Below are 11,320 nucleotides of genomic sequence, written 5' to 3'. Positions count from 1 at the left end.
AGGCATCCGGCAGCACGCACAGCCACACCCGGGGATCGCGGCGCAGGTTCTTCACCTTGAACGCGGTGGTCCGGCTGCTGACCACGATCGCGCGCCGAGGCCGCCGCCCGGCGGGCCGCCACCGCGGCCACCGAGGCCGATCGCGCCGCCCAGCAGGCGAAGTCGGCCGCCGATCAGGCGCACCAGGTCGCCGCGACCGCCAGGGCCGCCGACGACGAACGCGTGAAGCAGCAGGAGTCGCAGGCGGTCCGGGACGCCGAGGAGGCCGCCCGCGCCGAGGCCGAGGAGCAGGACCAGCGCCGCTGGCAGGGCGGTCAGGCCGAGACCTTCGACCAGGAGACCCAGCGCCTGCTCACCGAAGCCGCCAAGCAGGGACCCAACGCCCTGCGCGACGGCCGCGCGGCCGCACTGCGGCTGCTCGCCCGGGGCGGCCCCTGGGCGCAAACCGCGGCCGTCACCGCGCTGAGCGGCCCCGACCCCGCGGTGCGGCTGTTCGTCAGCACCGCGCTCGGCCAGGCCGTGGAACAGGACGACCGGGCCGGGCTCGGCATCATCGCCGGGTCCACCGACCGGCCGGCCCAGCAGGCGGCCGCCTTCGCCACCCAGACCGGAACGCACCAGCAAGTCAAGGAGTTCCTACGCCTGCGGAACTACCCCGGAAAGGTGAACGACGACCGCAAGCAGGTCAACCAGGTGATGGCCGCGGCCGGACCGGACTCGCTGGTCCACACCGCGGGCAACGAGGCCCTCAACGCCGACTCCAGGGGCGATGCCGAGGCGCTGCACCGGTTCCTGGAGACCGGCCGGTTCACCGCGGCCAAGGCCGATGACCGCAGGCAGGTCAACAAGATCCTGGCCGAGGCGCAGCGGGACGGACTGCGCGAGGTGGCCGCGGGCGCGCAGGCCGCGCTCTCCGGCCCGGACAGCTACGTCACCCGCTTCCTGCACGTGGAGCTGCCCCAGGCCAGGCTGCGCGACGCCGACACCGCCACCCACCGCGCGCAGATCGACAGCTACCTGGCCAGGGCCGACCAGTCCTCGGCACTGGCCAGGCAGAACGCCAACCTGGCCGCCGAGCACGCGGCGATCGCCCGCCAGGCCGCTGACGAAGCGGCGCGGTGGGCGGCCAAGGCCCAGGAGTCGGCCGAGCAGGCGAAGATCGCCGCCGACTCGGCCAAGGCCTCCGCCGAGGCCGCCCAGCGCTCAGCCGACCAGGCCGCGCAGTCGGCCAAGCGGGCCCGCGACGCCGCCGCCAACGCCGCCAAGAGCGCCCGCAGCGCCGACGCTTCGGCAGCCAGGGCCTCCGCCTCGGCGACCAGGGCGAACACCGCGGCCGCCGCCGCCCAGCGCGCCGCCGAGGCGGCCCGCGCCGACGCGATCCAGGCCGGCAAGGACGCCGAGGCGGCCGAACGCGCCGCCCAGGAGGCCAAGGACGCCGCGGCCCGGTTCCACCAGGTCAGCGAACAGCGGGAGAACGTCGGCGAGGTCCCCAAAGAGAAGGACGTCAGCCCCTTCGGCATCGAGAAGGTGCCGGAGAACATGAAGGACACCCCGACGGTCGACCCCAAGTCGGCCCGCTGCTGGGGCAGCGGCCTCGGCTTCGGCGCGAGCTCGGCGACCTGTTTCTACAAGGTCGACCACCACATCACCGGCACCCTGCGGTTCTTCACCTTCGACTGCCCGCCGGGGGCGACCGGCAAGGGACAGTGCCGCCGGGTGGAGGTGGGCACCAGCCCGATCGACTTCCACTACACCACCGAGCAGATGTTCAACACCGCGGTGGTGGCGGGCCAGGTGCTGCTCGCGCTGGCCAAGGGCATGATCGACGACTTCATCCGGTGCGCCACCGACACCGGCTGGGGCCAGGCCGAGGCGTGCGCGTGGACCGCGGCCGCGCTCTTCCCGCCTGCCCGGATCCTCCGGTTCGGAGAGATGCTGGCCAACTCGGCGCGGGCCACCGTCTGGAACTACCGCGAGGCCGCGCTGTTCCTGCCCGACGGCAAGACCGGGATCCACGCGACCCTGGACAACGCGGGCAGCATGTCGGTGGTGGTGGAGAACGCGACCGGGGTGGAGGCGGTCGGCGGCAAGTTCTTCAGCACCGTGATGGACCACTTCGGTTCCAGGGTCAAGGCCGTCGAAGGCAACTGGTACAACGGCGACAACCTCAGCACGTTCAACAAGCTGATCAGGGAGAAGAAGACCCCCGAAGACGCGGCCCGCGGCACCTTCACCGGGAAGATGGCGGGCAGGTACGGCTTCACCAAGGTCGAGGTGCTGAAACGCGAGGGCACGCCCGGCGAGTACACCAAGGTGGAGGTCCGGTTCTCCTGACCGGCGAGCGCTTGGCCCGGCTGCTCGCGCCGTGGATCTGAGCAGCGCACGGCCCCGGTCCGCCACCCGGCGGGCCGGGGCCGTCTAGGCTGCGTGCCGTGTCCACTTCTCACACGACCTCCCGGGTCCGGCTGCTCGCCCTCGGCGCGGTGACCGCGCTGGGCCTGCTCGCCGGCTGCACGCCCAGCGAAGAGCCCGCCTCGCCGGAAGAGCTGGCCAAGGCCAACCAGACGCCGACCTCGGCCACCAGCGCCGCGGCCCCGAGCACCAGCGCCGCGCCGAAGCCCACCGGCCCGGCCTGCGCGCTGGACGCGTTCAAGGTCGAGGGCGCGGCGAACGCCAAGCCCACGGTGACCGTGCCCACCGGCTGCTCCGCGCCCGCCGAGCTGCTGTCCAAGGACATCACCCCCGGCAACGGCCCCGCGGTCAAGGCTGGCGACTCGATCGAGGCGCACTACCACCTGACCACCTTCTCCGACCGCGCCTTCAAGCAGTCCTCCTACGACGCGGGCAAGCCGTTCCCGGTGCAGGTCGGCGCGGGCCGGGTCATCCCGGGCTGGGACCAGGGCCTGATCGGTGTGAAGGCGGGCGCCCGCCGCGTGCTGGTGGTGCCGCCGAACCTGGGTTACGGCGAGCGTGGCCAGAGCGACATCGGCCCGAACGAGACCCTGATCTTCGTCATCGACGTGCTCAAGGTGACCCCGGGCTCCGGTTCCTGACCTGACCTCAGCGGTTGGCCGGGGTCTCGTCCAGGAACACCTTTGTGACGACCCGGCCATCCGCGGTCAGGTAGCCGTGCAGCATGCCCGGCGTGCTGTGCGGCGCGTCGAACTCCCCGGCCCGGTTCAGCGCGATCACCCCGCCCTGGCCGCCGAGCGCGGGCAGCCGCTTGACCACCACGTCGAAGGCGGCCTCGGCCAGTGACCGCCGCCCGAACTCGACCAGGTTCGAGATGGTGCCCGCGGCCGCGCCCCTGATGAACACCTCACCGGCGCCGGTCGCGCTGACCGCGGCGGTGTCGTTGCGCGCGTAGGTGCCCGCGCCGATCACCGGCGAGTCCCCGAGACGACCGGTCATCTTGTTGGTCAGGCCGCCGGTAGAGGTGGCCGCGGCCAGGTCGCGGGACCGGTCCAGCGCGACCGCGCCGACCGTGCCGTGCGCCTGCGGGTCGGCCAGGTCCCTGGTCGCCGGGTTCTTGGCCTTCATCAGCGCGTCCCAGCGGGCCTGGGTCCAGTAGTAGTCCTGGGTGACCGTGGGCAGGCCGTTGCGGGCGGCGAAGTCGTCCGCGCCCTCACCGGCGAGCAGCACGTGCTTGCTCTTGTCCATCACCAGCCGCGCCGCCGAGATCGGGTTGCGCACGTTGCGCACCCCGGCCACCGCCCCGGCGGCCAGGTCCTTGCCGCGCATGATCGAGGCGTCCAGCTCGTGCCCGGCGTCCTCGGTGAACACCGCGCCCCGGCCCGCGTTGAACAACGGGTCGTCTTCCAGCACCTTGACCGCGGCCTCCACCGCGTCCACGCTGCTCCCCTTGCCCTGCAACACTTTCTGCCCCGCCCGCAGCGCCGCGGCAAGGCCGTCCCGGTAGGCCTTCTCCACCTCGGGTTTGGTGTCCTTGCGCACCAGGCCGCCGCCGGCGCCGCCGTGCACGGCCAGCACCACGTTCCGGGCGTCCGGGGCCGGCCTGCGGCCCTCGGCTTCGGCGACCTCGGCCCCGCCGGGTGCGGCCGGCTGCTCGGGCAGGGCGCTGCTCTGCGGCCCGACCAGCAGCAGCGCGGCCGCGGTCAGCACTACGGTGGCTCGTCCTCGCATGACGGTGTCCCCTCCTCGTCCAGGCTGTGGTGCTTCCTGCCTAGATCCAGCGAGGGCGCGGCGGCACCGGCCGTTGGTCGGTGCCGCTCACTCGACGGCGGCGCAGCGCGCGCCCTCGGCGGGCAGCCTGTCGTGGAGCAGGTGCTCCGCCAGCGCGGCCCTGGTGCAGGCGCTGCGCCGGTAGACCCCGTGGCCCCAGCCGTCATAGGTGAGCAGCGCGGTGCCGCCACGGGCCTGCCGGTGCAGGTTGACCGCCCACGCGTACGGGCTGATCGGGTCGTGCGCCGCGTGCAGCAGTAACAGCCGGGGCGCGGTGGTCAGCCGGGGCTCACGCTGCGGGCTGGTGGCCGCGGGCGCGCCGAGGCAGCCGGTCACCGCCAGCTGCCCGGCCAGGGAGCCCCGCAGGCGCGGCGCGATCCGCCGGGTCAGCTCGGTGATCCGGGTCAGGTCGGCGAGCGTGCGCACCGCCATCCGCCAGTCCTGGCAGAAGACGAACGGGAACGGGTTCGGCGCGGTCTCCGGCGGCGCGGCCAGCGTGCGCGGCCGCTGGTCCAGCACCGCCCTGACGTAGTCGGCCAGCTCCGCCCATGCCGGGTCGCGCAGGTGCATGAACGCCCGCTCGGTCAGCTCAGCCGAGGTGAGCATCCGGCCGGGATCGGCAGGATCCCTGACCTCGCCCCGGTCGGCCCCCGCCAGCAGGTCGTCCCACTCCCGCAACAGGTTCCGGCCGTGCAGGGCGCAGCCGGGGGTGCGCTCGCACCAGCGGACCCACTCGTGGAAGGAGTCCTCGGCCGCGGCGGCCTCGGTGGCGGCGAAGGCGGTCGCGCCCAGGCTGTGGTCCATGCCCGAGTCCAGGGCCATCGCCCGGACCCGGTGGCCGTACTCCTCGGCGTAGCGCTGGCCGTACAGCGAGCCGTAGGAGACCCCGAAGTAGCTGATCTGCCGCTCACCGAGGGCGGCGCGCAGCGCGTCCATGTCCCTGGTCACCGCCTTGGCGTCGACGTGCCCGGCCAGCGGCCCGGTCCGCGCCCGGCAGTCAGCCTGGACCTCCCGGTTGAAGGCGACCAGCCGGTCGAACTCCGCCTGGGTTCCCGGGTACCGCGAGGGCTGGCGCTGGAGCAGCTCCGCCGAGCAGCGCACCGGGTGGCTGCGCGCCACACCCCTCGGGTCGAACCCGACGATGTCGAAGCGCCGCAACACCTCCGGGCTGAACGTCGAGTCGGCCCGCAAGGCGAAGCTGACGCCCGAGCCACCGGGGCCACCGGGGTTGACCAGCAGCACGCCGATCCACCGCGCCGGATCCGAGGCGGCGCGGCGGGCCACGGCCAGGTCGAACTTCTCCCCCGCCGGATCGGCCCAGTCGACGGGCAGCCGCAGCGTGCCGCACTCGACGGTCTTGTCCTCAGGGCACGGCGTCCAGGCGATGCTCCGGTCCGGGCCGGGCCGCGCGGCAGCCGTGCCGGTGGCCAGCAGCAGCGCCGAGCCGGTCAGCAGCACGCCCAGCGCTCGGGTGGTCGACCGCATCGAGTCCCCCTTCCTCGTGGTGACCATGACCGCACCGACGCTCGCGCACCGGCCGGGTCCCCGTCTGCCACCCCGGGGATGATCCGCGACCCCGGTCCCCTACGGGCTCGCTCCGTAGGCCGATAGGGCAGGATGGATGACCATGAGCCGAGCGCAGGTAGTGGTGCACGCCAACCAGGAACTGCTCGCCGCCGCGGCCGCCGCGCGCCTGGTCACGGCGCTGGTGGATGCCCAGTCGGCGCGCGGCTCGGCCTCGCTGGTGCTCACCGGTGGCCGCACCGGCAACGCGGTGCTGGAGCAGGTGCGCCACCTGGCCGCCAGGGACGCGGTGGACTGGGGCCGGGTGGACCTGTACTGGGGAGACGAAAGGTTCTTGCCGGCCGGCCATCCGGACCGCAACGAGACCCAGGCCCGGGCCGCCCTGCTCGACCACATCCCGGTCGAGGCGGCCCGCGTGCACGCGATGGAGCCCAGTGACGGCCGCTTCGGCGACGACCCGGACGCCGCGGCCGCCGCCTACGCCGAGATCCTGGCCAAGGCCGGTGACAGCGCGGTGCCCGCCTTCGACGTGTGCCTGCTGGGCGTCGGCGAGGAGGGCCACACCGCCTCGATCTTTCCGGACTCCCCCGCCGTGCACGAGACCGAGCGCACCGTGGTCGCCGTCCGCGACTGCCCCAAGCCCCCGCCCACCAGGGTCAGCCTCACCCTGCCCGCGATCCGCGCCGCCCGCCAGGTGTGGCTGATGACCACCGGCGAGGCCAAGGCCGACCCGGTGGCCCAGGCCCTGACCGGCGTGTCCGAGGTCGACATCCCGGCCGCGGGCGCCCGCGGCGCCGAGCGCACCCTGTGGCTGCTGGACCGGACCGCCGCCGCGCGGGTCCCCGCCTGAGCCATGCCCTACCCCGGCGCGCACCCCGACCACGAGCAGCTCTACCGCCGCTTCCCCCGCCTGGCCTACACCGTGATCATCACCGTCCGGATCATCGCCGGACTCCTCGGCCTGGCCTTGCTCGTCCTGCTCGCCCTGACCTTCCGCCAGGAGCCCGCCCCACTGCACGGCCGGGCCACCCTGGCCGAACCCTGCACCACCGGTTACTGCGCGGTCAGCGTCACCTGGGACGACCGGAGCACCGAGCGCGGCAACCTGAGCCTCACCCGCGCCCAGCGCGAGGCCGGGGACATCGAGGTGTGGGGCCGGCAACCCAGCCTGTGGGGCCGCACCGAGCTGTCCACCGCGCCACTGGCCCCGCGCGGCCCGCAGTGGGGCTTGCGGATCGCCTTCCTGTTGGCCGGCGCGCTGCTGCTGGCGCTGGGGGTGTCCAGGCGGTTCGGGCCCGCGCTGGCCAGGCGGCTCAACCCGGCGGGGTGGCGGCGCGCCCGCCGCTTCTACCGCTCCTGAACGCGCGGAAGGCCCGGTCCGCCGGGACCGGGCCTTCGCGTCAGCGGGCGGGAGCTACTTCTCCCACCAGCCCTTCTTCTCGTTCTGCTCGATGTTCTCCGGGTTGAAGTCGTCCTTCACCGCGGTCTTGCCCGCCTCAAGGCCGACCTTGATCGGGGCCTGCCACAGGTACTCCTTGCCGACTTCCTTGCCGACCTGCTTGCCGTACTCGGCGGCCTGCCCGTAGTCGTCCTTCAAGCCGTCCAGCCGGGGTATCTGCTCGCCTCTGTTGCCTCTGAGCCCGCGCAACATGCTCTGGTTGGTCTTGCTGACGCTCTTGGACAGGTCGAACCCGCTGCGGCTGTACTTGCCGAGGCCGCCGAGGCCCTTGATCTTGCTGGCCGCCTTGGCCATGTTCTGGATCATCGTGGACAGCACCCGGTTCACGCCCTGGCACAGGCGCAGGAACTTGGTGAAGTACTTCATGATCTTCGAGACCGCCATGCCGACCCTGGCGATCACCCAGGACACCCCGGCGGCGATGGAGGCGCCGAAGGTGAAGAAGGCGGTCAGGCCGGCCGCGACCATGGCCTTGATGATCTCGGCGACCACGATCGAGATGGTGTCCCGCACGATCGCGCGCACCACGGCCATCGCCTGGCCGAGCCCGCCCGCGGCCTCGGAGGTGGCCTTGGCCTCGCCGCTGATGGCCAGCAGGCTGTCGTTGACGATGGTCATCTGCTCGTTGAACGCCTGCTGCGCGTCACCGCTCCAGCCGCCGATCTGCGCCTTGAGCTCGTTGCGGGTGTCGGTGGCCAGGTCGGTGATCTCCTTGGACACGTTGTGCCAGGCCAGCACGCCCTTCTTGACCTCGCCGTCGTCCCCGCTGACGTAGTCGAGGCACTCCTTGAGCGGGCCGATGTGCTCCATCGCCCAGCCGATCCCGGCCTCCAGCAGCGAGCCGAACGGGTCCATGACCACGCCCACCGCGTCGAAGGCCAGCCCGGCCGCGGAGGCGCCGGCCTCCGGGAACTCGCCCTGCACCAGCGCCGAGACCGTCTCCGCGGTGCTACCGATCGCACCGGAGCCGTCCAGGGACTTGGTCGCGCCGTCGAAGTTGGAGAACCACTCCATCGTCAGCTCACTTCTTCCCGTCGAAGGAGTCGCGGATGCCGTCCTCCGCTTGCTGGTAGGTCAGCGCGGCGTCCTTGAGCGACTTCGCCACGTCCTGCAGTCCCTGCGCGCCGTCCTCGATCTGCGCCCTGGCCTCGGCGGCCTGCTTGTTCAGGTCGCCGGCGAAGCGCATGCCGATCACGCCGTAGGCCTCGTGGCCCAGCTGGATGCCCGCCGCTGCGGTGGCCTGCGCGGACAGGCCTTCGCCGATGCGCTGGAGGGTGGCCGCGTACTTCTCCAGCTCGGCGCTCTTGGTGGTGAACTTGTCAGCCGTCATAACTGCCTTCCCCAGTGGGTGTGCCAGCCGAACCCGCTCAGCGCAGGATCGGGCCGCCGAAGTCGTCCTCGTCCTCGTCCCGGTCCGGCCGCGGCTGCCGCGGCGGCTGGGACGGGCGCGGCGGGGTGTTCGGTTCCCGCTGGGCCTGCGGCGGCTGACCTGGCTGGCCGGGGGCGTCCTCGTCCTCGGCTGGCGGCAGGTAGCCGCGCAGCATGGCCATGGTCTGGGTGGCGTCGCCGAACAGCGGCGTGACCACCTCCTCCAGCTGGCGGCCCGCCTGCGCCTGGGCCTGCTGGGCGAGCTGCACGAGCAGCTGGCCGAGGTTGCGCAGTGAGGCGTCCACCAGCGAGGGGTGGATCTGCACGTCCTTGAGCGTCCCGTTGACGTGCACCTCAACGCTGATCTTCCCGTCCGGGGTGCTGGCGCGGCCGCTCAGCTGCTGCAGTTCACCGGAGACCGCGTCCACGGCGGCCAGCCGGGCCCGGTTCTCCCGCTCCATGCGCGCTACCCACGCTTCGGGGTCCACAAACATTCACCTTTCACTCGCCCCCCGTACTTGCTCGTCGCCCGGTCAGACTAGGCAACGGCCCGCTCGGTTCCCTCGGACGGCGGTAACTGTGTGCCGATTTCCCGGGCACCGCCACCGGAGGTAATGGTCTGTACCATTTGCCTGGTCAACAGCGGGGGGTTACTGGACCGTTCGATGGCCGGACAACTGGTTCAAAGTTGTCAAACTGATGACACGCCCACGTTCGGAGCAACGAGCCGGTCGAGCGGCCGAACAGGGAACACGCTGCGTAGTCACGCATGACTTGGTCAATCTGACAAACTTTGACAAGTCCTCAGGCTGTCTGCCGAGTCAGCTGCCCGCAGATCATGACAAGCTGGACAGACTTGTCAACTGGCTCTGTTTTTTGGCAGCAAGCTGCCGTACGGTGGGGTCGATCGGACGGGTGACTCGGAGGTGCTGCTCTGGTCACGAAGAGGTTGTCCGGGCCCGGCCTGCGTCAGGCCGCCCCTAGGACAAACGTGAGCACGGAAACCCGCGGCGACCGCGGGCCGGACGGACTGCGCTGCCTGCGGCGCACGCTGACCGACCTGGGGTTGCTCACCCTGGCGGGTCTGGACGTCGTGGTGAACACGGCGCCCTCGACGCACTACACGTTCCTGCTGCCCGCGCTGGCCTGCCTGGCGCTGCTGTTCCGCAGGGAGTTCCCGCGCACCGCGCTGGCGCTGACCATTCCCGGCCTCGTGGTGGGCTTCACCGTGCTGGCCGCGATGGTCGCGCTGTACACGGTGGCCAGGTCGCGCAAGCTGGACTGGCAGACCGTCGCGGGCGCGCTGCTGGCCTTCGGTGGCTGCCTCACCCTGGGCCCGATGCAGGTCTTCCCCGACGTCGCCCCGCACGAGGCGCTCCTGCGCGCCCTGTACGCCGCGCTGCTGGCCGGCGCCCCGGTCACGGTCGGCCTGCTGGTGCGGGCCCGCTGCGAGCTGACCGGCAGGCTGACCGAACTGGCCGCCGGCCGGGAGAAGCAGCAGCGGCTGCACGACCACGCGGTGCGAGCCGAGGAGCGGACCCGGCTGGCCCGTGAGATGCACGACGTGGTGTCCCACCAGGTCACGCTGATCGCGATCCAGGCAGGCGCGCTGCAGATGGTGGCGGAGGACGCGGACTCCAAGGAGATCGCGCAGACCATCCGCAAGCTGTCCAACCGCACCCTGGAAGAACTGCGCAACCTGGTCGGCCTGCTGCGCTCCTCCACCCTGGACTGCGAAGCCGTGCAACCGACCCTGGAGGACGTGCCCCAGCTGGTCGCCGACTGCGGCCTGCCGGCCACGCTGACCATGGGCCCGATGCCCGGCCCGGTGTCCCCGCAGCTGGGCTGCGCGGTGTACCGGACGGTGCAGGAAGCGCTGACCAACATCGGCAAACACGCCTCCGGCGCTCCGGTCACGGTGCACCTGGGCCTGGCCTCGGGCAGCCTGCACGTGGAGGTCCGAAACGCCTGCCCCCGCCCCCAGGACGGCCTCGCGCCGCTGCCCCCCGGCGGCCACGGCCTGATGGGCCTGCGCGAGCGGGCGGCCATGCTCGGCGGCACGCTCACCGCACAGCCCACGGAGGACGGCGGCTACGTGGTCCGCGCCAGCTTCCCGCTCACCCCGGAGAACCTGGCCGCCCCCGCACCAGCCGCGCCGATCCCCCCTGCGCACTCGGCACCGATCCCCCCGGCCCCGGCCCATTACTCGGTCCCGGCCCACTCGGTCCCGGCCCACTCGGCTCCGGCGCATTCCGCTGCGGCGCATTCGGTTCCGGCGCATTCCGATCCGGCCCGCTCGGTCCCGGCCAGCTCAGTCCAGGCCGATCCGGCCCCTGCCCGCGCGGTCCCGGCCCACCCGGCTCCGGCCCGCTCAGTCCCGGCCGCGCCGGCCCGCTCGGTCTCGGCCGCTCCGGCCCGCTCGGTGCCGGCCGACCCGGGCCCCGCCCGCTCAGTCCCGGCCCATGCGGCTGCGGCCCGCGCGGTCCCGGCTCCGGCAACCGCGGCCCACACCACCGCGCCGCTGCCGATCACGGCCAAGCACTCCGCGACGTCGGCTCCCCCGCCTGCGCCCGACCCGGCCCCGCCACCGGTGCCGGCCCGGCGGACCACGCACGCCCCCGCCGCCGGACCGCCCGCGCTGACCTCAGCCGAGCACCTGGCGATGCTGCGCCACCCCCGGCCCCGCGAACCCAGCCCGGCGGAACTCCACCTGTCAGCCCAATGACACCGGGGGCAAGGTTCCCTGTCTCGCGGTGACAAGCCCTGACCGGCGCGTTCCGGGGGCAC

At 72.9% G+C, this 11,320-nt stretch carries 10 protein-coding genes; 5 read left to right on the top strand and 5 right to left on the bottom strand.

Going from position 1 to position 11,320, the window contains the following annotated elements; translation table 11 throughout:
• The first annotated feature begins 222 nt into the window (after positions 1-222).
• Both ACWDY5_RS27765 and ACWDY5_RS27760 read left to right on the top strand, forming a co-directional pair.
• Complete coding sequence (locus tag ACWDY5_RS27765) at positions 223-2,334, top strand: hypothetical protein (RefSeq protein WP_449725093.1); 2,112 nt, start codon at positions 223-225, stop codon at positions 2,332-2,334.
• 98 nt (positions 2,335-2,432) lie between these two features.
• Positions 2,433-3,053, top strand: a complete 621-nt coding sequence (locus ACWDY5_RS27760; protein ID WP_449725092.1) for an FKBP-type peptidyl-prolyl cis-trans isomerase — start codon at positions 2,433-2,435, stop codon at positions 3,051-3,053.
• 7 nt (positions 3,054-3,060) lie between these two features.
• On the opposite strand, the gene ACWDY5_RS27755 is transcribed toward ACWDY5_RS27760, so the two are convergent.
• Positions 3,061-4,143, bottom strand: a complete 1,083-nt coding sequence (locus tag ACWDY5_RS27755; protein WP_449725091.1) for an isoaspartyl peptidase/L-asparaginase family protein — start codon at positions 4,141-4,143, stop codon at positions 3,061-3,063.
• Positions 4,144-4,230: 87 nt separating this feature from the next.
• Entirely contained in the window at positions 4,231-5,667 is a 1,437-nt protein-coding gene (locus ACWDY5_RS27750) for an alpha/beta fold hydrolase (protein ID WP_449725090.1), read from the bottom strand.
• A gap of 142 nt (positions 5,668-5,809) precedes the next feature.
• Between ACWDY5_RS27750 and pgl the strand changes: the two genes are divergently transcribed.
• Together pgl and ACWDY5_RS27740 are read left to right on the top strand one after the other, a co-directional pair.
• Entirely contained in the window at positions 5,810-6,556 is a 747-nt protein-coding gene (gene pgl, locus ACWDY5_RS27745) for a 6-phosphogluconolactonase (RefSeq protein WP_449725089.1), read from the top strand.
• Between the two features lie 3 nt (positions 6,557-6,559).
• On the top strand, positions 6,560-7,066 hold the full coding sequence (locus ACWDY5_RS27740; protein WP_449725088.1) for a hypothetical protein: 507 nt from the start codon (positions 6,560-6,562) through the stop codon (positions 7,064-7,066).
• A 54-nt stretch (positions 7,067-7,120) separates the two neighbouring features.
• Here the strand turns inward: ACWDY5_RS27740 and ACWDY5_RS27735 are convergent, their stop codons facing one another.
• Genes ACWDY5_RS27735 through ACWDY5_RS27725 form a run of 3 tightly spaced genes read right to left on the bottom strand, consistent with a single transcriptional unit; the run spans position 7,121 to position 9,021 of the window.
• Entirely contained in the window at positions 7,121-8,179 is a 1,059-nt protein-coding gene (locus tag ACWDY5_RS27735; RefSeq protein WP_449725087.1) for a WXG100 family type VII secretion target, read from the bottom strand.
• Positions 8,180-8,186: 7 nt separating this feature from the next.
• Positions 8,187-8,495: a type VII secretion target gene (locus tag ACWDY5_RS27730; protein ID WP_449725086.1), complete on the bottom strand. Its 309-nt coding sequence runs from the start codon at positions 8,493-8,495 to the stop codon at positions 8,187-8,189.
• 37 nt (positions 8,496-8,532) lie between these two features.
• Positions 8,533-9,021: a YbaB/EbfC family nucleoid-associated protein gene (locus tag ACWDY5_RS27725; protein WP_449725085.1), complete on the bottom strand. Its 489-nt coding sequence runs from the start codon at positions 9,019-9,021 to the stop codon at positions 8,533-8,535.
• A gap of 503 nt (positions 9,022-9,524) precedes the next feature.
• Here ACWDY5_RS27725 and ACWDY5_RS27720 point away from each other — a divergent pair.
• Entirely contained in the window at positions 9,525-11,258 is a 1,734-nt protein-coding gene (locus tag ACWDY5_RS27720; RefSeq protein ID WP_449725084.1) for a histidine kinase, read from the top strand.
• Positions 11,259-11,320: the final 62 nt, after the last annotated feature.

This window comes from Crossiella sp. NPDC003009, assembly GCF_053591555.1.
Note: the sequence above shows the minus strand (reverse complement) of the source record. Positions and strands in the feature narration are given on the sequence as shown.

Bases quoted from the DNA above. Each gene is read 5' to 3' on its own strand.
- ACWDY5_RS27755 (WP_449725091.1), bottom strand. From the start codon at position 4,143: ATGCGAGGACGAGCCACCGTAGTGCTGACCGCGGCCGCGCTGCTGCTG.
- ACWDY5_RS27750 (WP_449725090.1), bottom strand. From the start codon at position 5,667: ATGCGGTCGACCACCCGAGCGCTGGGCGTGCTGCTGACCGGCTCGGCG.
- pgl (WP_449725089.1), top strand. From the start codon at position 5,810: ATGAGCCGAGCGCAGGTAGTGGTGCACGCCAACCAGGAACTGCTCGCC.
- ACWDY5_RS27740 (WP_449725088.1), top strand. From the start codon at position 6,560: ATGCCCTACCCCGGCGCGCACCCCGACCACGAGCAGCTCTACCGCCGC.
- ACWDY5_RS27735 (WP_449725087.1), bottom strand. From the start codon at position 8,179: ATGGAGTGGTTCTCCAACTTCGACGGCGCGACCAAGTCCCTGGACGGC.
- ACWDY5_RS27730 (WP_449725086.1), bottom strand. From the start codon at position 8,495: ATGACGGCTGACAAGTTCACCACCAAGAGCGCCGAGCTGGAGAAGTAC.